Genomic DNA, 22,715 nt, shown 5'->3' with positions numbered 1-22,715 from the left:
AGCGTTCCGCGTACCCGAGAGAACCGCGCCGCCGTCCCGACGCCGAGGAGGACCCTGTGAGCACCGCCGGAGAAGGACGGCAGCAGCTGGACGAGGCCAGCGTCCTCAACGCGAAGAGGACGCTCCTCGGGCTGCTCGCCCGGGCGGGGGTCTGGTCCGGCGACGCGGAGGAGCTGATCGCGCTCGTCGAGGCGGGCGCGCTCGCGCTGGCGCACGAGGAGGTCGGCGGGCGCGAGCGTACGGCCCCGGCGGAGAAGGGCGAGCTGTACGCGTCCGGCTGGCTCGACGGGGCGCGGGCCGTCGCCGAGGAGCTCGGCGCGGTCTCCGAGCGGGCGCTGCGTCACGTCGTGGCCACCGGCTCCTCGGCCGAGTCCCCGGACGAGCGGCCCCCGGTCGGCCGGACGGAGCTGGAGCGCACCAATGTGGCCGTCACTCCCCTCTACCTCTCCTTCACCGATGTCTCGGACCTCGACCCCGAGGTCACCGAGCAGGTGCTCCGGGCCGTCCTCGGCACCATGAGCTCGCGTCAGCGGGCGGGGTACGCGGGTCGGCTCACGGAGTTCACCTCGGCCCACCGCGCCCGCCTGGACCGGCTGTACGCCGAGTACGGGCCCGGCAGCGCGATCGCGATCCACGGCCGGTACTCCCTCATCCACTCCCCCACCAGCGTCGCCGTACTGGAGCGGCTCGCCACGGCGTCGGCGGACCTGCACGAGGAGTGGGACGCCGCCGAGCTGCCGCCGGCGTGGCTGGACGGCCTGACGACGGCGTGGGAGGCCTCGGTCTGACGTCGCCTCACGGGCCGGGCCGGCTCTTCCGGGCGGCGAGGGGTCGGACGGGCCCTGGCGCCCCCGGCAGCCACGGGATAGGTTAGGCTCACCTAACAAGCGCCTCGCGATGGCTGCTGCCTCGACATCCCCATGTCTGGAGGAGCGCCGGACGAGTCGTCAGCACACCTCTGCCCGGAGACAAGGATCCGCCATGCCTTCTGTGTTCACCCCCCTTCGCCGCCGCGTTCTCGTGGCGGGTGCCGCCGCGGTCTCGCTCGGCCTCATGGTGACCGGGTGCGGCTCGGACGACAAAAAGGACGACGCGAAGGACTCGGCGGCCAAGGCTCCGGCGGGCGCGTTCCCCGTCACCATCAAGAGCGCCCTCGGCGAGGCCGTCATCAAGGACAAGCCGAAGCGCGTCGTCACCCTCGGCCAGGGCTCCGCCGAGACCGCCATCGCGCTGGGCAACGTCCCCGTCGGCATCGAGAGCTACCCCTGGGGCAGCGACAAGACGGGCTACCTGCCCTGGATCCACGACGCGGTGAAGAAGTCCGGCGCCACGCTCCCCAAGCAGTTCGACGGCGGCGAGGAGCTCGACATCGAGGCCATCACCGAGCTCGAGCCCGACGTCATCCTCGCCCCCTGGTCGGGCATCACGCAGAAGCAGTACGACCTCCTCAAGGACATCGCGCCGACCGTCGCCTACCCCGACAAGGCGTGGAGCACCGACTGGGACCAGCAGATCGATATCGTCGCCAAGGCGCTCGGACAGCCGGAGAAGGCCAAGGAGCTGACCGACAAGATCGACAAGCAGCTCGCCGACGCCGCCGCCACGCGCCCGAACTACAAGAACGTGACGTTCTCGTACATCTACAACACCGGCCCCGGCACCCTCGGCGTCTTCAAGCCCGAGGAGCAGCGCGTCGCGATGGTCTCCAAGCTGGGCCTCAGGGTCGACCCGGTCGTGAACACCTTCAAGGAGACCGAGGGCACCGACTCCGCCCTCATCGGCCTGGAGAACGCCAACAAGCTCTCCAAGAGCGACATCGCCTTCACCTTCTACATGGACGACAAGTCCCGCAAGGAGATCGAGGCGCAGCCGCTGTACGCGGCCATCCCCGCGGTCAAGAAGGGCGCCCTCGTCTACAGCAACGACCAGCCCTTCGTCACCGCCTCGTCGATGATCAACCCGCTGACGGTCCCGTACAGCATCGAGCGCTACCTCCCGATGATCGACAAGGCCGTCGCCAAGGCCGGGAAGTAGCAGCGGGTCCCGGCGTGACCACTCTCTCCCGGATCGGGCAGGGCCCCGCCGTACGGCGGGGCCCTGCCCGGCACTTCGCAGCCGCCGCCCTGTGCCTGATCCTGCTCGCCCTCGCGGTCCTCGCCAGCGTGATGTTCGGCAGCAAGCCGACGTCCGCGGCCGACGTCCTCCGGGTCGTCACCGGTGACGGCGACGGCTACCTCCGTACGGTCGTCGAGAGCCGCTATCCGCGCACCGCGCTCGGCCTGCTCGCGGGCCTCTGCCTCGGGGTCGCCGGCACGCTGATGCAGGGCATCACCCGTAATCCGCTCGCCGAGCCGGGACTTCTCGGCATCAACGCGGGCGCGTCCGCCGCCATCGTCGCCGCGACCGCCTTCCTCGGCGCCTCCGGGCAGCGCGAGAACATCTGGTGGGCCCTCGCCGGAGCCCTGGCCACCGGTCTGGTCGTCCACCTCATCGGCACGACCCGCGGCGGCGGCGGACCGGTGCGCCTGGTGCTCGCCGGGGCGGTGCTGTCCGCCGTCCTCGCCGCGTTCATCCAGGCCGTCGCGCTGTCCCGGCCGCAGGTCTTCGACACGTACCGCTACTGGGTGGTGGGCTCGCTCGGCGGGCGCGGCTTCGACGCCTTCTGGGCGGTCCTGCCTTTCGCCGCCGTGGGGTTCGTCCTGGCCGTACTCCTCGCGCCGGGGCTCAACGCCATGGCGATGGGCGACGACAAGGCCGCCTCCCTCGGCATCAGCCCCGCGCGCGTGAAGGGCGCCGGTCTGCTCGCGGCGACGCTCCTCAGCGCCGCCGCGACCGCCGCCGTGGGCCCCATCGCCTTCGTCGGGCTCGCCGTCCCGCACCTCGTCCGGGTGCTCGTCGGCGCCGACTTCCGCCTGCAGATCCTCTTCACCTCGCTCGCGGGGCCCACGCTGCTGCTGTTCGCCGACGTCATCGGCCGGGTGCTGCTCCGCCCGCAGGAGCTCATGGTCGGCGTCGTCACCGCCTTCGTGGGCGCACCAGCGCTGCTCTTCGCCGTCCGTCGCATGAGGGGAGCGGTATGAAGACCGCCGAGCTGACCGACCCCCCGGCCGTGACGGCGTCGCGGCCCGTACGGCCCGCGGGCCGGAGCCTCCTGCGGATCGGGCCGTGGGTCGCGATCCCCGTACGACGCCCCACCGTGATCGCCGCCGCGGTGACCCTGCTGCTGCTCCTCGGGGCGGCCGTGGCGACCCTGTCGATGGGCAGGCTCGGCATCGATCCGGCCGACCTCCCGTCGGCGCTCATGGGCGAGGCCACGGGCAAGAACGCCTTCGTACTGAACCGGCTGCGCGGCCCGCGGCTCGTCGTCGCCACCGCCACCGGCGCCGCCTTCGGCCTGTCCGGGGTGCTCTTCCAGTCGGTCACCCGCAACCCGCTGGGCAGTCCCGACGTGATCGGGCTCGGCGCCGGCTCCGGAGCGGGTGCGGCGGCCGCCGCGCTGTTCTTCCCGGACGTCGTGCCCGTGCCCGTCGGCGCGCTGCTCGGCGCGGTCCTCGCCATGGCGGTCGTCTACCTCTCCACGGGGACGGGATTCCGCAACCCGGGTCGCCTGGTCGTGGCCGGCATCGGCGTGGCCGCGATGTCGACGGCCCTCACCCAGTACGTCGTCTACGCCGTGGAGCGCGACAAGGCGAGCGCGCTGACCGCCTACATCAACGGCAGCCTCGCCGCCCGCTCCTGGGACGACGCGGCGACGATCTGGCTGGTGCTGCTCGTCTGCCTGCCGCTCGCGGCGCTCCTCGCGCGGCCGCTGAGCATCGGGGAGATGGGCGACGACCTGTCGACCGGTCTGGGCGCCCGCCCGGCCCGTACGGCGACCGCCGCGGTGACGCTGTCGATCGTCCTGTCCGCCGGCGCCGTCAGCGTCGCCGGACCGATCGCCTTCATCTCCCTGACGGCCCCGCAGATCGCCAAGCGGGTCACCCGCGGCGGCGGCCCCCACCTGGTCATGTCGACCCTGCTGGGCGCCCTGCTCCTGGTCCTGGCCGATCTCACCGCCCAGCAGCTGCCGCTCTTCGACAACCTGCCGGTCGGCCTGTACACGATGGCCGTCGGCGGGACGTACCTCGGCTACCTCCTGCTGCGGGAGTGGAAGCGCCCGGCCTGATCCGTACGTGTGTCGCCGGGTAGGGGGACCGCTGTGCGGTCCCCCTACCGCTGTCCTCCCAGCGGTTCTCCCGCGCGCAGGTTCCAGCGGCCGGCGCGGCCGCTGAGGTGGACGGCGGTCAGCGGGCGGACGTCCAGGCGCCAGGCCGTCGCGTCCGGTGCGCCGAGGGCGTGGACCGTCGCGGCGCGGATCACGTCCGGTTCGACGACCGCGGTGACACGTCCGGAGCCGTCCCGGAGACCGTCGAGCCAGGTGCCGACCCTGAGGCGCAGGTCGCGCAGGGACTCCCCGCCGTGCGGGGCCGCCGTCGGGTCGGACAGCCAGGCGGAGACCCCGGCCTCCTCGGCGGCTGCCACGGCTGCCAGGGTCTGTCCGCGCCACCGGCCCATGGCGCAGCCCGCGAGTTCGTCCAGGGGTTCCGCGCGCAGGCCCAGGGCCTCCGCCGTGCGGCGGCAGCGCCGGGACGGCGAGGCGTACGCGCGGGGGGACGGGTCGACGGCGGACGCGACGGCCTCGGCGCGGGCGATGCCCGCCGGGTCGAGAGGACCGTCGTCGTCGAACCGGACCTCGCGCAGCGCCTCGCTCGTCGCGGGCGAGATCAGCGTCAACCGGACTGTCATCAGGCTCCTTTGCGGCGCGCGGGACGGAAGGTGCGGGTGTGGCGGGGGTGGTGCGAGGGACTTTACCCGGGGGCGTACGAAGGTGATCCAGGCCTCACGCCCTTGGCGACGGCTCCCGCGCGCGGTACCGTCAGGCGACATTTGAACAGCGTGACGACGGCGATACGGAAGCCCGGTGAGAAGCCGGCACGGTCGCGCCACTGTAAGCCGCGGCGTCCCCCAGGGGGATGTCACGGTGAGTCAGACCCGTGGACCGTCGTCCTGCACCACCGACTGGGACGCGAGTTCCCGCAGGAGGTTCCATCATGGCCGAGGCCGTCGTCTCCGCTGCCGTCTCCACCCCTTCCGTCGCCGTACCGGCTCCGCTGCCCGTGCGCGCGGTGCTGCCCTGGGCCTTCTTCGTCGGCCTCCTCGCGCTGATCGCGCTGTACTTCGTCGGCGCCGAGCAGGGCGCGACCTCCCTCATCGCGGGCACCGACGTGCACGAGTGGGTGCACGACGGGCGCCACCTGCTCGGTTTCCCCTGCCACTGAGGGGCGACCGGCACATGCACGCCTCAACTGTCAGATCCCTGCTGGTCCGCGGCATGCTCGCGGGCCTGATCGCCGGGCTGTTCGCCTTCGCCGTCGCCTACGCGGTGGGTGAGCCGCCCGTGAACGGCGCGATCGCCGTGGAGGAGGCCCAGGCCGCCCGGGAAGCAGCCCCGGCCGCCCACGGGGCGCACGCCGGCCACGGTGGCACGGCCGCCGCGGAGTCCGCCGAGGAAGAGGAGGGGATCAGCCGCTCCGTCCAGTCGACCGTCGGCCTCGCCACCGGCGTCCTCGTCTACGGGGTGGCGCTCGGCGGCATCGCCTCGCTGGCCTTCTCCTTCGTGCTGGGCCGCGTCGGCAGGTTCAGCCCCCGGGCGACGGCGGCGCTCACCGCCACCGCCGCGTTCACCACCGTCTACCTGGTGCCGTTCCTCAAGTACCCGGCGACCCCTCCGGCCGTCGGCAACCCGGACACCATCGGGAAGCGCACCACCCTGTTCTTCCTGATGATCCTGCTCAGCGTGCTCCTGGGGATCGCCGCCGTGATCGCCGGACGCCGGCTCGCGCCGCGCCTGGGCAACTGGAACGCGACCCTGGCGGCCGCCGCCGGGTTCGTCGTCGTGACGGCGGTCGCCTTCGCCGTCCTGCCGGACAACGAGGACGCCGTCGCGGCGGGCTTCCCGGCCGGGCTCCTCTGGGACTTCAGGCTCGCCTCTCTGGGCATCCAGGCCGTGCTGTGGGCGGTGTTCGGGGTGGTCTTCGGCGTCCTCGCGCAGAAGGCGCTGGCGACTCGAACGGCCGCCGCCGACACGGACGTTCAGCTCGGAACCTCCGCCGTCGGCTGACCCGCGAACCTTCCGACGACGCTGCCCCGCACACCCCGGTGTGCGGGGCGGCGTCGTGCCGGCCGTCGGTGCCCTGCCCGCAAGTGGGGCCGGGACGCCGACCGTTGGGCCCGCACGAACCCCCCTGCGTCCGTATACTGAACGCGCACGTGTCGTCACGTTCCGCGTACGGAGAGTCTCCTCTTGGCAGGTCGTTCTCAGCTGGTCGACGGCGTCCGGCGGTCCACGGGTCCCGTGGGGGCCGACGGGCGGCCGGCGTGGCACGAGCGGGCCCGACGGTCCGTCACCGCGGGCCGCGCGGAGCCCGGGATCGTGGCCGAGGCGGAGAGCCTGGCGCGCGCCGGACGGCTGACACCACGCGACCTTCGTCTGCTGCTGCTCGTCACCGACGACGACCCGGTGTGGCTCACGGCCCGCCGCCTCGCCGTCGCGTCGCTCGGGAGCACACCGCAGCGGGCGCAGGAGGTCCTCACGGCGCACGTCCAGCTCGAGGTCTGGCCGCCGCTCGCGTACGAGGAGACAGCCGAGCACCTGCCGGACGGGCGCGTGCTGCACACCGTGGCGGTACGGATCGGCCCGGCGGACGAGTCGGTGACGGGCCCGGAGCGCAGCGGCCCTTCGCTGTCGCGGGCCCGCCGCGCGGCGGACCTCGCGCTGCTCCACCGGCTGGCCGGGACGGACGGGAGGGAGGCACCGGAGGGCGAGGCCCCGGCCCCCCGGCTGAGGCTGCCGGGGATGGGAACGGAGGCCTTCGAGACCCTGCTCCACGTCCGGGCGCAGGCGGCCGCCGGCCCCGGCCCCGACCTCGCCGCCGAGGTCGGACGGAGGGTCGGATCGGCCCGGCTGCGGCACCGCGACGTCCTGCTCCTGCTGTTCGGCACCCGGGGTCCCGAGTGGCACGCCCTGCGCCTGCTCGCCCTCGACCACATGGCCCGCATGCAGTCGGCGGCGGCGACGCTGCTGCGCTGGCACGCGGACGCGCGGGGCGCCGAGCCCCTGCACGCCGTCGCCCCGTCCGCCGAGGGGTTCTCCTGCCGATGGACCTGGCAGGGCGGTGACGGTCCCACCGTCGAGGGCCCCGAGCGCACGGCACGCGATCGCCGCCAGGCCGTGCACCTCGGCGCGGTCGCGCTCCTGGCCCGGCTCGCCGAGCTCCCCGAGCCCGAGGAGGAGCGGGCCCCGGACGGCGGCGCCGCCCGGCAGACGGCCCGGATCCAGCCGGTGCCCCCGGGCCTGGACGCGGTGAAGTACCTGAACAAGTACACCCAGTTGGATGTGATCTCCAAGCCGGTGTCGTCGTTCACGAACGCGCCGAACAGCGTCTCCTGCTCCTACAGCTGCGTCCTCGTGCGCACCGGAGCCGAAGCCCTCGCCACCGGGAGGGGGAAGACGAGGACGGACGCCCGGCGGGTCGCCGCGGCGGCGCTGATGGAACGGCTGGTCGCACTCGACGCCGAGGAGACACCGCGGGACCGCCTGACGCCGGTCCGTCCGGAGCCGACGGCCGGGGCCGGAGCCGTCCTGGAGCCCCGGTCCGGAGCCGGGGGCGGGGCCGGAGCCATGCCGGAGCCCCGATCCGGAGCCGGGGGCGGGGCCGGAGCCACAGGCTGGGCCGGCGAGCGGCCCGGGACGCCGGCCGGTGCCGTGGAGCGCGGCGGGGGCGAGCCCCGTCGCGTACCCCTGCCCGGGCCGCGCCCCTCCCCCGTACCCCTGCCCCCGCCCTCGCCCCCGCCCGCGTCGGGGTTCTCGGTCGCCGACGCCCTTCGGGAGGCGCTCGCGGCCGGGTGCGCCGTCTCGTTCCTTCCGGGCGACGGGGAGCCCGCCGGGCTCCTCGTCCACCGCGCCGACGGCGGCCGGATGCCGGACGCGGACCTGCCGACGCCGCTGGCGGTCTGGCGCGGTCCCCTCCTGGTGCCCCCGGCTCCCGGGCCTGTTCCGGTGGTGGGGTGGCGGGTTCCCCTGGCCCATGCCGTGCCCGCACTCCTGCGGCGGGACCGGAGCGCCGGGTGGCACCGGACCGCGCGGGAGTGGGAGGACGCGGCCCGGCTCGGACTCCGGGCCGTCGCCGCGGGGCTCGTCCACCCCGCGCTCACCGTGGACGGCGTGGACCGGTGGCGCATCGGGCCGCTGCCGGACGCCACCGCCCGTGCCGCGGAGGAGCTCGCGCGTCGCATGTCCCCGCAGGCCCAAGCCGTGGCCGGGGAGGGCCGGTACGTGACGGCGCGGGAGGCCCTTCCGGCGTTCCTCGACGCGCTGACCGACACGATGCTGCGCTCCCCCGCCGCGGCCCTCTTCGGCACGGGGCCGTTCCTCGGCCCGTCCGGGCGCGCCCTGCCAGTGGCTGACGCCGCGGTCGTACGGCCATGGCTCGACGCGGTCGAGGACCGGCTGTACGACGGTCCGCCGCCCGGTCTGGCCGTCGAGATCGCGGATCCCTCCGAGGAGGAGGCGGCCGCCGGACGGTTGACCGGCCGTCTGCTCCTGGCCGTCGGCCCCGAGCGGCCGGACGACGAGATCGCCGCCCACGAGCTGTGGGCCGGCCGGGCCGCCGTGCCCGGCGTCGAGCCGTACCGGCTCCGCGTACGGTCCCTCCGCCGCCTTGAACGCCTGGCCCGCCACTGCGCCGCCCTGTCCGGGCTGCTCGTCTCGCCCGGACGGCTGGTGCTGGACGCGGAGGCGATCGCGCGGCTGCTCGAAGCCGAACCCGCCCTGGCCGCCGAAGGCCTGGTGCTGCGCTGGCCCTCCCGGCTCCGCGAGCGGCTCTCCGCGCACACCGTCGTCGGCGAACAGGCGGGCGCGGACACCGCGCGTCCCGGAGAAGGGACGCGTACGGCCGGAGGCGCGCCCAAGTTCAGTCTGCAGACCCTCCTCGACTTCCGGTGGCAGCTCGCGCTCGGCGGCGACGCGCTGAGCGAGGCCGAGATGGACGAACTCGCCGAGGCCGCCCGCCCCCTGGTCCGGGTGCGCGGCCAGTGGGTGCTGCTCGATCCCGGGACGGCCGCGCGGGTGCGCCGCCGGGACCTCGGCCCCCTGGCCGGCATCGACGCGCTGACCGCAGCGCTCACCGGCACCGTGCGCGTCGACGGCCTGACGGTGGAGTGCCGGGCGGGCGGGAGCCTCGCCGAGGTCGTCGCCGTCCTGCGGAAGGGCGAGCACGCCGCCCCGGTGCCGGCGCCCGCCCGGCTCGACGCCGTGCTGCGCGCGTACCAGGAACGGGCGCTGGCCTGGCTCGCGCACACCGGGGAGACCGGCTTCGGCGCGGTCCTCGCCGACGACATGGGTCTCGGCAAGACCCTCACGGCGATCGCCTACGTCCTGCACCGGCACGAGACGGGGCACCGCGGCCCGGTCCTCGTGGTGTGCCCGTCGTCGCTCGTGACCAACTGGGAGCGGGAGATCCGCCGGTTCGCCCCGCACCTCGACGTGACCGTCTACCACGGCACCCGGCGGAGCCTCGACGCCGGCGCCGGGCCCACCGTCGTCCTCACCACGTACGGCGTCCTGCGCCGCGATCCCGGACTCGCGTCGGCCACCTGGGACCTGGTCATCGCCGACGAGGCCCAGCACGCCAAGAACCACGCCTCCTCCACCGCCCGGTGTCTGCGCTCCCTCACCTCCACGGCACGACTCGCCCTGTCGGGCACTCCCGTGGAGAACAACCTCTCCGAACTGTGGACCCTCCTCGACTGGGTCAACCCCGGGCTCTTCGGCACGCTCAAGGCCTTCCGGTCCCGCTACGCGGCCGCCGCCGAACGCGAACCGGACGGTCCCGCCGCGCACGCCCTCGCCCGCCTGGTCGCGCCGTTCCTCCTGCGCCGCCGCAAGACCGACCCCCAGGTGGCCCCCGAACTGCCCGCGAAGGTCGAGTCCCGGCGGATCGTCGAGCTCACGCCCGAACAGGTCGCGCTGTACGAGGCGCTGGTCCGCGAGACGATGGAGCAGCTCGCGCACTCCCCCGTCCTCGCCCGGTCCGGCCTCGTGTTCAAGCTGATCACCGCCCTGAAGCAGATCACCAACCATCCCGCCCACTACTGGGGCGAGGAGCATCCGGGCAAGGCGCGGGTAAGGGAGTTCACGGCCCGGTCGGCGAAGCTCGCGGCCCTGGCCGAGCTGGTCGAGAGCATCACCGGACGCGGCGAGGCGGCCCTCGTGTTCACCAGCTACGTGACCATGGGCCGGCTCCTGGTGGAGCACCTCACCCACCTCGGCCACCGCCCGTTGTTCCTCCACGGCGGCCTGGACACCCGGCAGCGGCAGGAGCTCGTCGACGCCTTCCAGGCCGGCCGCTCTCCACTGTTCGTGCTGTCCGTCAAGGCGGGCGGCACCGGCCTCAACCTGACCCGGGCCAGCCACGTCGTGCACTTCGACCGCAGCTGGAACGCGGCGGTCGAGGACCAGGCCTCCGACCGGGCGCACCGGATCGGGCAGCGGCGGACCGTGACCGTCCACCGGCTGATCACACGGGGCACGATCGAGGACCGGATCGACCAGCTCCTCACGCACAAGCGGGCCCTCCAGGACACGGTGCTCGCCTCGGGCGACAGCGGCCTCGCCCGGCTCTCGGACCGCGACCTCGCCGACCTCGTCAGCCTGGGAGACCCCACGTGACCGCCGCGCCCGGGGACGACGCGCCGACTCCCGTACTGGACAGGCTCACCGAGCAACCACCGCCTCCGCTGCCCGGTCTGGAGGTCTTGCGCGCACTGACCGCCGACGCGGCGCGACGCGCGGCCGCCCTCCTCGCCGCCTCGGGGGCCGGAGACCTGGAGGGCTCCGGATCGGGGACCGCCACGCCGGCGCCCGGCGTCCCCGACGGCACCCCGGGCGGCCTCGCCGCCGGCCTCACCGCCGACCTCGCACGCTTCGTTGCCGAGACGGGGGACACGCATACGGAGGCCGCGGCCGTCCATCTCGGCCTGTCCGTGGCGGAGATGCGCCGACTGGCGGCGGCGCACCGCTTCGGCGGCCCGTCCGGCGTCGCCACCTGTCTCGGCCCGCTGCCGGCCGATCCCGAGGTCCTGGCCTCCGCCGAACACGCCGTGCAGCGCCTGCGTCCGGCCCCGACCGCCCCCGTGGAACGGCACCACAACCACCTCACCGACGCGCCCGCGCGCGTGCAGCTGCGGTACGGCCCCGACGGCCTCTGGCACCCGTACGCCGAGCGCTACGGCACCTGGCACCCGGCCGGCCCGCCCCACCCGGACCCCGCCGTCGCGTACACGTCCGCCCGGACCGCCCTCCGAGGCCCGGCGGGACGGTGATTCGCCGGTCCGTCACATTCCCCCGTCGGGATACGTCAGTGAGGCAGGACCGAAGAATGGAAGGACATCACCATGCTGAAGAACATCATGTACGTGACGGTCTACGTCACTGATCAGGAACGCGCGCTGAGGTTCTACACGGAGCAGCTCGGCCTGGAGAAGCGCATCGACTACCCCGGGGCCGAGGGGCGTTTCCTCACCGTCGCCGTCCCCGGCAGTCCGCTCGAGATCGTCCTCTGGCCGCACGCCGCGTCCGCGGGGCAGCCCGCCGAGGCGGAGCCGGGCACCGCGCCCGGTCCGCTGTTCCTCGAATCGGACGATCTGCGGGCGGACTTCAAGGTGCTGCGCGACCGCGGGGTGACCTTCGACCAGCCCGAGCCGGAGGACTACGGGTTCGGGATCCGTATCGAGGCGGTCGATCCGGACGGCAACCGGATCTCGCTGCGTCAGCGCCCGGAGGTCAAGGCGTCGTGATCCGCTCGGTGATCGCGCGACAGCGCGTCGACGACCTGGAAGCAGCCGTCACCTTCTACGAGCGGCTGACCGGCCGAACGGCCGAGCGCTTCGCGTTCGCCGGCGTGCACCTGGCGAGCGTCGGGCCCTTCCTCCTGTTCAGCGGCCCGGACGAGGCGGTTCAGAGGGTCGCCGGAGTCGGTGCGACCCTGACCGTCGCGGATGTGGCCGCCGCCGTGGAGGAGGCGGTGGCGGCCGGTGCCACGGTCGTGATGCCGGCTCAGGCCACCCCCAACGGCAGGCGAGCGGTGCTGCGGCACCCGCACGGCGGCGTGTACGAATACGTCGGCCCCGGCGAGTGAGACACGTCCGGGGCGCTGCCTCTCCTGAGCGCAGCGCCCCGGACGCGGGACCGGGACCTAGCCGGAGATGCGCTCCCACGCCTCCTCGAACATCTCGTGGAGCGGGGCCGTCGGCAGTATCCGTACGAACGGGGAGCGGATGCGGTTGTCCCACATCGGCCGCACCAGGTGGCTCGCCAGTTTCACGGTCTCCAACGGCAGGTGCGGGGCCTTGAGTTCGGTCCAGTCGCCGGGCAGGAACAGGGTCCGTCCGGCCCGTGCCCGCTTGGCCTCCAGGACCGCGCCGGTGGCGAGGAGTTCCGCCCGGACCTCCGCGTGCCGCTTGGTCGACCAGCCGTTCCACCGCCGTACGTTCCGGTCGGTGGGCGCGGCGAGGGTCGCGAGCTGGAGGTACAGGGCCGCCGCGTCCGCGCCCGCGCCGAGCTTCGCCGCGACCCGGGCGACGAGCTCCGGGCAGGACTGGCGCGGATCCGCCTCGTACGCGCCGGACGGTACGGCTCCCGACCGGGCGCGGCGCATCATCCGGGCGAGTCCGCCGCCGGCGAGGAGCGGCGCCGCGCGGTCCAGTTCCTCGGCGAGGTCGGTGAGTTCGCGGACCTCCTGCCAGGTCCCGCGGTCGGTGACGGCCGCGGGGCGCAGGAAGGCCTTGCCGCCGGGGGCGCACACGACGAGCGGTCCCGAGTCGTACGCGCTCACCGGATCGGGGCGGTCCTCCGCCTGCCCGGCGACCGGCAGCAGCCGGGGCCCGAAGCGCTCGGCGATCCGTGCCGACGTGTCCTGGATCCGGCCGCCGGCGAGGTCGAGCAGCAGTTCCGGACGGTCCAGTTCGGCGCGCAGCCGCTCGTACAGGGCGGGCGCGCCGGCCACCGCCGGATCGCCGACGGGCCGGTCGGTCCACGCCCACACCAGGGCGCTCGCGATCTCCGTGAGCGCGAGCCCCACCGGGGTGCGGTAGGGCAGCTCGGGTCCGGCCGGGGGCACGGCCCTGACCTCCGCTCCCCCGCTGTACGGCGTCGCCGTCAGCTCCCAGCCGGCGGCGGGCACGGTCGCGTCCTCGGCGGCCTCGTAGCCCCCGGCGAGGCGCCGGGCCCACACCTCGGCGAGGCCCAGCTCGGCCTCCAGGGCGTCGGCCGTCTCGTCGTCCACGGCGGGCTGCGCCCCGAGGAGCTCCCGCCACACTCCGGCCATCCGTTCCACGGCCGCGTCGATCCCGCCCGGCTGCCACAGCTCGGCCGGGTCGTCGGGCAGGGCGGCGGCCAGGACGGCCCGCCTGCCCGCGCCGTCGAGCCGGGTGCGCAGCCGTTCGTACGACTCGGCCGTCATCGGGCTCGCCTTGTAGGGGGCCTTGCGCACCAGGGCCCGGTGCTCCTCCCGGTCGGCCCGGCCGACGAGACCGGCGAGGACGAGCCGGGCCACGGACCGTCGTACGCCCGTCAGTTCGGCGAAGCGCTCGGCCGCCGACTCCGGTACCGGGACGGGTCCGTGGGTGTCGACCGCCGCCACGAGGGCGCGCAGCCGCGCGGCGTCGTCCCGGTCGACGCGCACATGCCGTACCTGCGTGGCCACGCCCGGGACCGGGTCCGCGTGCGGGTTCTCGGCGAGGGGTGCCACGAACCAGCACTCGGCCCCGCCGTCCCGTACGCCCGCGGACGCGATGGCCGTGCCGCCGGCGCGCATGAGGTCCACGGCCCCGGGGCCCCACGTCCTCCCCGCCCACCAGCGGCTGCCCGCGCGGGCGAACGGCTGGTCGGCCCAGACGTCCAGGAGCGCGAGGAGAGCGGCCCGGTCCGCGTCCGGGGTCGGTGCCACCGCCGCGCGCCAGGCGACGGAGTCGATCGTGCCGAGGAGCTGCGACCAGTCGTGCGGCGGTGCGGGCGGCGAGAGCCGGCGCACCTCCTCGACGATGGTCCCTGCCAGGCAGGCGCCGTCGGCGGCGAGCGCGGTCAGCGTGGCCGGCAGGGCCACGTCGGGGGTCCGCCGCCACTGGTCGGGCTCGCCGCCGTCGACGAGGCCGTGCAGCGCGGGAACGAGTGCGGTGTCCGGTGCGGACCGGCGGAGCCGTACGGGCGGCGCCTCGGTGAGCAGGGTGACGCGCCGGTGCAGGGCGCGCCGCCGCTCCTCCACCCGGGCGGCCCGCCCGGCCACCGCGACGACGGCCTCGACGAGGACGGGATCGGTGACGTCCGGAAGCTCCCGTGCCACGGCGTCACGGAGCGCCGCCGTGCCGTCGGACGCGGCCGCGAGGAGTGCGTCCGCCGTCTCGCGGCTCACGGTCCGCAGCGCCCGGGACCCTGCCGCGTCCCGGGTCCTGAGCAGGTACCAGAAGGCCGGGGGCAGGGCCACGCCCGTGGACGGGGTGACGCTCCGGGCCGGCCGCACCCGGGCGTTCCGGCGCGAGTGGTACCCGTCCTGCTCCCACATCAGGACGCCGTCGGAGGTGTACGCGCGCACGCCCGTCCAGGTCTCGGCGTCGGCGAGGACCAGGTCCTCCGCGCCCTCGGGCGGCGCCCACAGCGCCCACGGCTTCTGGCCCTGCCGGTCGATGTCGAACCGGGCCGTGCGCCCGTCGATGCTCTCCAGCAGGTAGTGGTCGGGCGCGGGGTCGCGGTGCGGGGTACGGAACAGGATCCGGGTCCCGACGAGACCGTCCCGGCTGCCGAGCGGGGAGGCGGTCAGACCGGCGGGCAGCGGCGCGAGATGGAGGGCCCCCTGGGCCAGGGCCATGCCCGCCTCGGACGGTTCCGTCGCAGGGTCGGCGCTCGCGGGGCGACCGGGGAAGTCGGGCAGCTCGGCGCCGCCGACCGGCTCCCCGGTGACCGGGTCGACCGCCTCCCACGGGCGCCCGTCGTACACGCCGTCGGTCCAGATCCGGGAGCCGTCACCGAGCTGCAGTTCGTACCCGTCGATGCCCTCCGTGCCGCCCGGCCGCAGCGCGCGCCTGCCGCCGTGCCGTCCTCCCCCGTCGGCGGTCTCGAACTGGAAGCCGTAGGCCCCGTCCAGCGCCCCGCCGAACGGCACGAGGCCACCCTGATCGTCCGGCGTGAACGGCTCGTCGGGCCGGTCCGCCCAGTGGGCGGTGTCGCAGAGGTGGGGGTCGGGCTTGACCGTCCAGCTGACGTGGAAGGAGCCGCCGACGTAGTGGACGGCATGCATCGTCGTGTCCTCGGGCACGGTGAACCGGCAGGAGGCGCGGACCCCGTCCGGGGCGACGGCGACGGCACGGTCGGCCCCGAAGACGGTGAGCACGGGCCAGGTGCTGGTCACTCCGACGACACCGGGCATGCCGGACACGATTCCGTCGGCGGTCTCGCCGGCTTCGTCGTCCCCTTCGGACTCGGCTCCAGGGTCGGCTTCCCCTTCCGCCCCGGCTTCTGCTTCTGCTTCTGCTTCTGCTTCTGCCGCGAACTCGGCGTACACCGACTCCAGGGCGGGCCAGGCCAGTTCCTCCGGAAGGCCGGCCGCGAGCGAGCGGCGCAGGGCGCCCGCCGCGCTCGTCGCGCCGAGGGCGTCGCCGATCCCGCCGAGCGCCGCCACGGTCGGCCGGTCGAGGAGGGTCTCCAGCTCGGCCACGGACTCCTCGGCGCCCGCCATGCCGCCGCCCCCGACGGTGTCGACGAGCTTGCCGACCCGTCCGGCCACCTCGTGGGCGATGCCTTCGTTGCCCGGGAGCAGCGTCACCGCCGATCCGGGCTGCCGCCGGCTTCCCATGGGCCAGCTGGGCAGCAGGTCGGCGTGCACGGTCCCTTCCAGGCGGGGGCCGAACACGGGGTCGGCGGCCAGCGCGCCGAGGTCGCGCCGGGACTGCTCGCCCCAGAAGCGCATCCGGACGTCGGGCCCCGGGTCGGCGACCGCGACCCCGGCCGCAAGGCAGGCGTCGAGGACGTCCGCGTCGAAGCCCTGGTAGTGGTGGCGGGTGACGTGCAGGGTCACCGGTGCGCCCTCGGCCCGCAGTCGGGGCCCCAGCCGGCCGATCAGGTCGAGGAGTTCCGCCGGCAGGGGCTGCCGGGCGACCCCGCCGCCGGACTGCAGGGCGTACTGGTACATGCGGACGAACTCGCCGACCCAGTGGTGCAGCCCGCCCTCCGGTACGATCCGTCCGGCCTCCATCGCCCCGGTCGCGCCGCAGCCGATCAGCATCCGCAGCCACGCGCCGCCGTCGGTGACCCCGTCCGGGAAGACCTCCACGAGTCCGGCCGCGACCTCGTCCGCCGGCGGATGGGCCGTCAGAATCGGCTCGGCCGCCGTCAGCAGGGCGTCCGGCACCGTCTTCTTCCGGGTGACCGACAGGATCGCGCCGACGAGCCGGGCGACCTCCGCGTCGCCGAGTCCGGCCGTCTTCGCGGAGGCCCGGACCCGGCGCACCAGATCCGCCGGCAGGTCCGCGGGCGAGCCCGCCCACGCGGTCAGGAACGCCTCCAGTGCCGTGTGCGCTTCCGCGGGTTCCAGCGTCTCGGCGAGGAACCGCTGGTGGGCGCCGAACTCCTTGGCGGGCATGGCCCCGCCCTTGGCGAACAGCAGCCCGTTCGCCCGGCGGTAGGCGGGATCCACCGGCAGCCCGTGCTGGGCCTCGGCGGCCCGCGCCGCCACGTAGGCCCGTCCGCCGGGCCTGCTCCCGTATCCGATCAGCCGGTGGCCCACGGTGTCCCAGAACCACGGCAGGTGCGCCGGGGGCAGCTGTCGCGCCCGCCGCGCCATCGCGTCGACGAACGCCCCGGGCTTCGTCCACGAACGGTTGAGCTCGGCCCCCATGTCCTGGACCAGCGCTCGCGCACCCTCGACCGCGTCCGGGTCGTGGGCGGCGGCCCAGTCGGCATAGGTGGTCGACACGTGCGTACCGGCGGCGGGCAGCAGGGCATCCAGCGAGACGATCATGCCTTGGATCGTCGCACGGCCCACTGACACCGCCCCAGGCGGCGGGTGTTCGCCTGTCAGGCGTCACGAAAGCAGCTTGGGAGCGCTCTCAAAGGGTGCGGGTTACAGATACCCTGGTCCGCGCAGGACCGCACACCACCCATCGGACACGCACACCGCACACCCCGTCCAGCCCGACGCAGCCGAGGAGCGCACGCCTTGCCCGAGCAGACCACGGGGCCTCGCCCCACGCTGGAAGCCGTCGCCGCACGCGCCGGCGTCTCGCGCGCCACGGCCTCCCGGGTCGTCAACGGGGGCGCGGGGGTGCGTGCTCCGCTGGTGGAGAAGGTGCTCAGGGCCGTCGAGGAGCTCGGTTACGTCCCGAACCACGCGGCCCGCACGCTGGTCACCCGGCGCAACGGCGCCGTGGCCGTGATCATCGCGGAGCCCGAGTTCCGGATCTTCTCGGATCCGTTCTTCGAGCAGCAGGTACGGGGCATCAGCCGGGAACTGACGGCGTACGACGCCCAGTTGGTGCTGCTGTGGGTGGAGGATCCGGGGGACCACGAGCGGATCTCCCGCTATCTCGGCGGCGGGCACGTCGACGGCGCGCTGGCGTTCTCGCTGCACAGCGACGACGCGCTGCCGTCGGTGATCGAGCGGGCCCGGATCCCGGTGGTCCTCGGCGGGCGGCCCGGCCCCGGCACCGACCCGACGGTGCCCTTCGTCGACTGCGACAACCGGGGCGGGGCCCGGGAGGCGGTGCGGCACCTGGTGGGTCTCGGACGGAAGAACATCGCGCACATCTCCGGTCCCGCCGACCAGACGTCCGCGATCGACCGGATCCACGGCTATCGGGACGTCCTCCTCGACGCCGACCCCGCGCTGCTGTGCCGGGGCGACTTCACGGAGGAGAGCGGAGCCCGTGCGATGGCGGAGCTCCTCGGCCGGCGGCCGGACGTCGACGGGGTGTTCGTCGCCAACGACCTGATGGCCTCCGGGGCCCTGCGGACCCTGCGGGAGCGCGGGGTGCGAGTGCCGGAGGACGTCGCGGTCGTGGGCTTCGACGACATGGCCTCGGTGGTCGACAGGACCGTCCCGGCCCTGACCACCGTGCACCAGGACATCGAGGGGATGGGCCGGCTGATGGTGAAGCTGCTGATGCGGCTGCTCGACGGGACCGGCCCCGAGATCCCGGCCTCCGTGATCACCCCGACCTCGCTGGTCCGCCGCGCCTCCGCCTGACGGCGTGCGGAAGGTGGCGGGCCCTGAGGACGTGGCGCCCCCTGCCGCCGCGGGTGACCGCGGCGACGAAACGGGCGAGCCGCCCCCGCACCGGCGGGGGCGGCCCTGCGACTGCGGTGGGTCACCGGTCGCCCTCGATGCGGGTGCGGCCCCAGGAGACGTTGGCCGGCAGCCGCGGAACCGCGTGTTTCAGGCCTGGTGTCCGGGCCGAAGACTCAGCCGCTGCCGCCGCCTCAGCCGCTGCCCAGGGTGCGGCCCAGGAGAGGGAGCAGGCGGTCCCAGTGGCGCTTCAGCCCGGAGACGCTGAAAGCGTCGGTGTCGGACATGGTGAAGCCGTGGATGGTGCCGGGGTAGATCTCGGAGGTGTGGCCGACACCTGCGGCGTCCAGGGCCCGGTTGAGCTCGGCGAGGCCCTCGGGTGTCATGTCTCCTTCGGCGTGGCCGAGGTGGACCTGGGCGGTGACCTTGGCGAAGAGGTCGGGCCCGTCGACGCCCACGGGGCCGTGGAACGCGGCGACGGCGGCCACCTCGTCGGGGTGGGCCGCGGCGGTGCGCATCGCCAGGAGACCGCCGATGCAGTAGCCGGTCACCGCGACCGGACCGGCGCCGACCTCGGGCTGGGCGGTGAGGAACCTGAGGTAGGCGTCGGCGTCGCGCAGGACGCGTTCGGTGGTGTGCGCCTCGATCAAGGGCATCAGCCGGGCGAAGACCGCGGGCCGGGCCTCTTCTCCGATGTGCTCGGGAAGCTCGACCACCGGTGCCGGACCGTGCCGGTAGAAGAGGTTCGGGACGAGCACGTAGTACCCGTGCCCGGCCAGTTCACGGGCCATCTCCCGCAGCACGGGCCGGATGCCGAAGCCGTCGGCGTACATCAGCACCCCCGGGTGCCGCTCGCCGTGCTCGGGGACGGCCGCGAAGGCGTCGGCCCGGCCGTCCGGGGTGGGAATCTGCAACGTCTTGATGGGCATGGATGCTCCTGTCGTGGTCGATGTGTCGAGCATGTGATCAACACGACGGAGGCGGAGCCCGCGCGGCGGCGCGAGATCCTCGATCGAACAGCGGGCCCCCACCGGCCCGTACGGCGCTCAGGAGAGCACCGGGTCACCGATCCGTGTGTGGCGCAAGGCCGTCCCGGTAGTCATCCCCCCAACATAGTCCACGGCCAAGAGCATCCGGTGCGACACCATGACTGCGTGGGGAAGTGGAGCGCGACGGCCGTCACGCCCTCCGCGCCGAGCGGAGGTGAAGGCCCCGGCCGCTCGCGAACGCGGCCGGCACGGCGTGAGCCCGGACACGCGCCAGGGTTTCGAGTCCGACTCGTCGCCCTTTGACGCGTGTCCGGGTCATGCCCCTACGCGGAGGTCAGTCGTACGGGATGACGACGACGGAGCGGTCCGTGCCCGTCTGGAGGCGTGAGTCGCCGTTCCCGATCGCGCTCCACACCTCCAGTCGGACCGTACCGCCGCGCAGGTCGCCGAGCGCGCCGGTGGCGGACTTCAGGCCGCGTGCCTGGTTGTACTCCTCCCAGCCGGTGACCGGGTCCGTCGCGAAGTACTGGTAGGTCTCCGTCCGGTCGAAGGTGCCGTCACCGGTGAGGTCGTAGCTGATCCGGGCCTGCTGGCCGAGGCCGACCAGGGTGCCGGCGTCCACCTGGAGCCGGAAGGCGGTCGAACCACCGCTCCTGAGCGTGCCGTTGACGTTCCTGATCTCGTAGACGAGCGGCTGGTTCGGCGTGCCGTCGTGGTTGGCGCCCTGCGCCGAGGCGATGGTGTCGCTGCCGGCCGTGGCTCCGGTGGCCGTGGTGAGGGCGCCGCCGGTGCGGAGCTGGAAGGTGCTGCCCGTGGAGGGCTCGGGGTCGGGGTCGGTGCTTCCTGTCCCCGTGCCGGTCGCGGTGGAACGGGCGGGCACCGTCAGGGACTTGCCGTCGGAGAAGGTGACCGTGCGGGCGGTGGTGCCGTAATTGTGGGCCACGTAGGTGCGGGTGGTGCCCTTGGTGAAGACGGCGGAGGTGGGGATCGAGCCGGTGACCGTGGCGTCGGGCGCGCCGAGCGTGTCGAGTGCGGTGATCCAGTGGTAGGTGTGGGCCTTGGACTCGCCCGCCTCCGGTGTGTATCCGGCGTATCCGGCGTCCCACTTGGCCTTGGCGGCGCCGGGGTCGGCCAGGGACTGGAACTCCCAGAGGATGTCGCGCCATTCGACGGCGGGTCCGCCGTTCTCGCTTTCCATCTCGGCGAGGTTGCGCCGGACGGCGTCCTTGTGTCCGCCGAGCTGGAGCGAACCACCGGTCACCGGAAGGACGTTGATTCCGTGGATCTCCTCCGGGTTCGCGGTCCACCAGGTGGAGTACGCGGCGCCGCTGCCCCACACCATGCCGGCGGTGTCGTGCTGGAAGGCTGCGGGAAAGACCTGCTGGTCGGCGTCGAACCAGTACTGGGCGACGGCCTCGCCCTCGGTCGTCAGGAGGTAGGTGCCGAGGTCGCGGAGTCGGGTGTCGCCGGTGGCCGAGCCCCAGAGGACGAGGGCGGCGCTGAGGTTGGTCGACTCCGAGGAGGACTCCTGGTTGTTGCCGGCGGCGAAGCCCTGGTGGCCGCTGGCCCAGCTGTGTCCGGCGTAGACGTCGAAGCCGCGCAGGAAGGGGAAGGCGGAGTCGGTGCGGCTGGGGTTGGCGGTGTCCCCGACCAGGGTCTTGACCATGGCGCCCCAGGCCGAGTCGGCGGCCCAGCCCGGGTCGTACTGGGCGACGATCGCGGCCGCGTACACGTAGTAGCCGTAGTGGAAGTGGTGGTCGTTGAGTTCGGTGTCGCTGCCGTAGGAGGCCGGATAGCCGGTGAGCGTCTTCCAGGCCTGGTCGTACGAGAACTCGTTGGCGCCGCCGGCCGTGAACCAGTCCTGGAGACGGCCCTTGATCAGTCCGAGGAGCTTGTCGCGGATCGCGCCCTCGCCGATCTGGTCCGCGAGCGGGACCAGTTGGGCGAGCTTGCCGAGGGCCTTGCCGGTCCAGTACGTGTCGACGGCGCCGGAGAAGGGGTCGGCCGAGTTCGCGACCTCGTTCAGGTAGCCGCGCAGCCGGGCGGTGTCCACGCCGGCGCCCGGGAGCGCGGGCAGGGTGGCGGCGGCCCGCTGGGAGGTCGTGAAGGAGGCGGACTCGCGCACCTTCATGGTGCCGCGGGGCGAGACGTAGGTGTACGGGGTGAGCGGGTCGGCGGTGTGCAGCCACTGGTGGCGGTAGAGGGCCTGGAGCGTGCCCCGTTCGGTGCCCTCCTTCGCCTCGGTGGTGAGGGTGTACGTGGCGCGGACCGTCCCCGCGTCGTAGGTCCAGTTCACGGTGGAGCCGGTGACGAAGCTGTACGCGTACTTCCGGTAGGTGGCGAGGGCGTCGGTGGAGGGCAGGACGGCGACGGAGAAGTAGTCCTTGCCGCCGAGGCCGGCGGTGAGGGTCGAGCCGGAGACGTTCCAGTCGGTGCCGGTGGGCGCGAAGAGGGCGTAGTGGTGGCCGGCGACGGTGATGCCGAGGACGTTGCCCTGGTCGGCGAAGACGGTGGGCGCCTCGGCGGTGGTGATCCGGGCGTCGCCGCCGGTGCCCCTGGCGTACACGAAGGGCAGGCCGTGGCCGATGGTGGTGCGGAGGGTGCGGGAGCCGTCGGACCAGGAGGGGGTGACGGTCCAGTCGGACCAGGCGTCGGCCCTGGTGTCGGGCGAGTTGAGCCCGGTGAGGCCGAGGGTGAGGTCGCGCTTGTGGGGGAACTCGTACTGGCGCCCGTCGCCGACGATCGCGGGGCTGGTCGGGTAGCCGATCTCCAGGCCGCCGGCGACGGCCTGGTAGGTGAGCGGGTGGCCGTACATGGGGGTGGAGTACGGGTTGTCCCCGTACCGCTGGAAGGCGAGGGAGGACCACCAGTCGTTGGTGGGGACCGGTTTGCCCTGGGCGGCGGGGGTGACCTTGGGGATGACCGGTGTGCCGGTGTTGGTGGTGGGTCCGGACGTCCCGGCGGGGCGGGTGTCGGAGTAACTTCCGGCGCCCACCGGGACGGTGGCCGCCGCCGCGGGACCGGCGGCGGGGCCGATTCCCAGGGCGGCGAGGGCGGAGACCAGGACCAGCACTGCGGCCGGCCTGCTGCGGGGGGCTGGCATGAAGGTGCACCTCATGTCGTCGCGGCGGATGGAGGGGTACGCGGGCGGAGGGCAGAGGTGAGAGCGCTCTCAGATCGCCGGAAACGTAAAACCCGCGAAACGACTGTGTCAATAGATTGAACACAGACGGGAATTGAGCCTCTGTCTCGTCCGATACGCCTTCGAGCCTTGACGGACCGGCCTCTCCACGGGCACGCTCCCCCCGCAAGCTTGAGAGCGCTCTCAACCGCTCTCGCTCGTTCCGGAGCCAAG

General features: G+C 74.0%; 15 protein-coding genes. 11 read left to right on the top strand and 4 right to left on the bottom strand.

The features are described 5' to 3' along the window. Positions 1-56 precede the first annotated feature (56 nt). The 4 genes from ACN9M0_RS33885 to ACN9M0_RS33870 all read left to right on the top strand — a co-directional run bounded on the left by ACN9M0_RS33885 (position 57) and on the right by ACN9M0_RS33870 (position 4,165). Positions 57-788: a hypothetical protein gene (locus ACN9M0_RS33885; RefSeq protein WP_366041811.1), complete on the top strand. Its 732-nt coding sequence runs from the start codon at positions 57-59 to the stop codon at positions 786-788. Between the two features lie 193 nt (positions 789-981). Next, positions 982-2,034 (top strand): iron-siderophore ABC transporter substrate-binding protein, encoded by a 1,053-nt coding sequence (locus tag ACN9M0_RS33880; RefSeq protein WP_366041810.1) that lies wholly within the window; start codon positions 982-984, stop codon positions 2,032-2,034. Positions 2,035-2,048: 14 nt separating this feature from the next. Next, positions 2,049-3,080 (top strand): FecCD family ABC transporter permease, encoded by a 1,032-nt coding sequence (locus ACN9M0_RS33875; protein WP_426404772.1) that lies wholly within the window; start codon positions 2,049-2,051, stop codon positions 3,078-3,080. Then, a complete protein-coding gene (locus ACN9M0_RS33870; protein ID WP_426404771.1) occupies positions 3,077-4,165 on the top strand; it encodes a FecCD family ABC transporter permease in 1,089 nt (362 codons plus the stop codon). Before ACN9M0_RS33875 ends, ACN9M0_RS33870 begins: the two co-directional genes overlap by 4 nt. 44 nt (positions 4,166-4,209) lie before the next feature. Here the strand turns inward: ACN9M0_RS33870 and ACN9M0_RS33865 are convergent, their stop codons facing one another. After that, on the bottom strand, positions 4,210-4,785 hold the full coding sequence (locus tag ACN9M0_RS33865; RefSeq protein ID WP_366041394.1) for a histidine phosphatase family protein: 576 nt from the start codon (positions 4,783-4,785) through the stop codon (positions 4,210-4,212). A 305-nt stretch (positions 4,786-5,090) separates the two neighbouring features. Here ACN9M0_RS33865 and ACN9M0_RS33860 point away from each other — a divergent pair, with 305 nt between their 5' ends. The 6 genes from ACN9M0_RS33860 (at position 5,091) to ACN9M0_RS33835 (ending at position 12,236) form a co-directional block, all read left to right on the top strand. Next, the gene (locus ACN9M0_RS33860) at positions 5,091-5,318 is read left to right on the top strand and encodes a CbtB domain-containing protein (protein WP_356904422.1); all 228 of its coding nucleotides are present in this window, start codon (positions 5,091-5,093) and stop codon (positions 5,316-5,318) included. 14 nt (positions 5,319-5,332) lie between these two features. Then, on the top strand, positions 5,333-6,160 hold the full coding sequence (locus ACN9M0_RS33855) for a CbtA family protein (protein WP_366041395.1): 828 nt from the start codon (positions 5,333-5,335) through the stop codon (positions 6,158-6,160). A gap of 183 nt (positions 6,161-6,343) precedes the next feature. Beyond that, positions 6,344-10,768 carry an SNF2-related protein gene (locus ACN9M0_RS33850; RefSeq protein ID WP_426404770.1) on the top strand — a complete coding sequence of 1,475 codons (4,425 nt, stop codon included), beginning with the start codon at positions 6,344-6,346 and terminating at the stop codon, positions 10,766-10,768. Beyond that, positions 10,765-11,421, top strand: coding sequence for a hypothetical protein (locus tag ACN9M0_RS33845; protein ID WP_366041397.1), 657 nt, complete (start codon positions 10,765-10,767; stop codon positions 11,419-11,421). The genes ACN9M0_RS33850 and ACN9M0_RS33845 overlap by 4 nt, the downstream gene beginning before the upstream one ends. A 72-nt stretch (positions 11,422-11,493) precedes the next feature. Next, positions 11,494-11,895, top strand: a complete 402-nt coding sequence (locus tag ACN9M0_RS33840; RefSeq protein WP_366041398.1) for a VOC family protein — start codon at positions 11,494-11,496, stop codon at positions 11,893-11,895. Next, positions 11,892-12,236: a VOC family protein gene (locus ACN9M0_RS33835; RefSeq protein ID WP_366041399.1), complete on the top strand. Its 345-nt coding sequence runs from the start codon at positions 11,892-11,894 to the stop codon at positions 12,234-12,236. Before ACN9M0_RS33840 ends, ACN9M0_RS33835 begins: the two co-directional genes overlap by 4 nt. A gap of 57 nt (positions 12,237-12,293) precedes the next feature. On the opposite strand, the gene ACN9M0_RS33830 is transcribed toward ACN9M0_RS33835, so the two are convergent. Then, on the bottom strand, positions 12,294-17,108 hold the full coding sequence (locus ACN9M0_RS33830) for a hypothetical protein (RefSeq protein ID WP_426404769.1): 4,815 nt from the start codon (positions 17,106-17,108) through the stop codon (positions 12,294-12,296). A 198-nt stretch (positions 17,109-17,306) separates the two neighbouring features. On the opposite strand from ACN9M0_RS33830, the gene ACN9M0_RS33825 reads away from it, so the two are divergent. Next, a complete protein-coding gene (locus ACN9M0_RS33825; RefSeq protein WP_366041401.1) occupies positions 17,307-18,332 on the top strand; it encodes a LacI family DNA-binding transcriptional regulator in 1,026 nt (341 codons plus the stop codon). Positions 18,333-18,565: 233 nt separating this feature from the next. On the opposite strand, the gene ACN9M0_RS33820 is transcribed toward ACN9M0_RS33825, so the two are convergent. Together ACN9M0_RS33820 and ACN9M0_RS33815 are read right to left on the bottom strand one after the other, a co-directional pair. Further along, the gene (locus ACN9M0_RS33820; RefSeq protein WP_366041402.1) at positions 18,566-19,300 is read right to left on the bottom strand and encodes a dienelactone hydrolase family protein; all 735 of its coding nucleotides are present in this window, start codon (positions 19,298-19,300) and stop codon (positions 18,566-18,568) included. A gap of 394 nt (positions 19,301-19,694) precedes the next feature. Continuing rightward, a complete protein-coding gene (locus ACN9M0_RS33815; RefSeq protein WP_426404768.1) occupies positions 19,695-22,463 on the bottom strand; it encodes a glycosyl hydrolase in 2,769 nt (922 codons plus the stop codon). Positions 22,464-22,715: the final 252 nt, after the last annotated feature.

Origin of the sequence: Streptomyces sp. R-07, assembly GCF_049913175.1 — a bacterium.
GTDB lineage: Bacteria > Actinomycetota > Actinomycetes > Streptomycetales > Streptomycetaceae > Streptomyces.
The sequence above is the reverse complement of the archived record's forward strand: the minus strand, read 5'-3'. Positions and strand labels throughout refer to the sequence as shown.

Bases quoted from the DNA above. Each gene is read 5' to 3' on its own strand.
- ACN9M0_RS33880 (WP_366041810.1), top strand. From the start codon at position 982: ATGCCTTCTGTGTTCACCCCCCTTCGCCGCCGCGTTCTCGTGGCGGGT.
- ACN9M0_RS33870 (WP_426404771.1), top strand. From the start codon at position 3,077: ATGAAGACCGCCGAGCTGACCGACCCCCCGGCCGTGACGGCGTCGCGG.
- ACN9M0_RS33865 (WP_366041394.1), bottom strand. From the start codon at position 4,785: ATGACAGTCCGGTTGACGCTGATCTCGCCCGCGACGAGCGAGGCGCTG.
- ACN9M0_RS33860 (WP_356904422.1), top strand. From the start codon at position 5,091: ATGGCCGAGGCCGTCGTCTCCGCTGCCGTCTCCACCCCTTCCGTCGCC.
- ACN9M0_RS33855 (WP_366041395.1), top strand. From the start codon at position 5,333: ATGCACGCCTCAACTGTCAGATCCCTGCTGGTCCGCGGCATGCTCGCG.
- ACN9M0_RS33840 (WP_366041398.1), top strand. From the start codon at position 11,494: ATGCTGAAGAACATCATGTACGTGACGGTCTACGTCACTGATCAGGAA.
- ACN9M0_RS33830 (WP_426404769.1), bottom strand. From the start codon at position 17,108: ATGATCGTCTCGCTGGATGCCCTGCTGCCCGCCGCCGGTACGCACGTG.
- ACN9M0_RS33820 (WP_366041402.1), bottom strand. From the start codon at position 19,300: ATGCCCATCAAGACGTTGCAGATTCCCACCCCGGACGGCCGGGCCGAC.
- ACN9M0_RS33815 (WP_426404768.1), bottom strand. From the start codon at position 22,463: ATGCCAGCCCCCCGCAGCAGGCCGGCCGCAGTGCTGGTCCTGGTCTCC.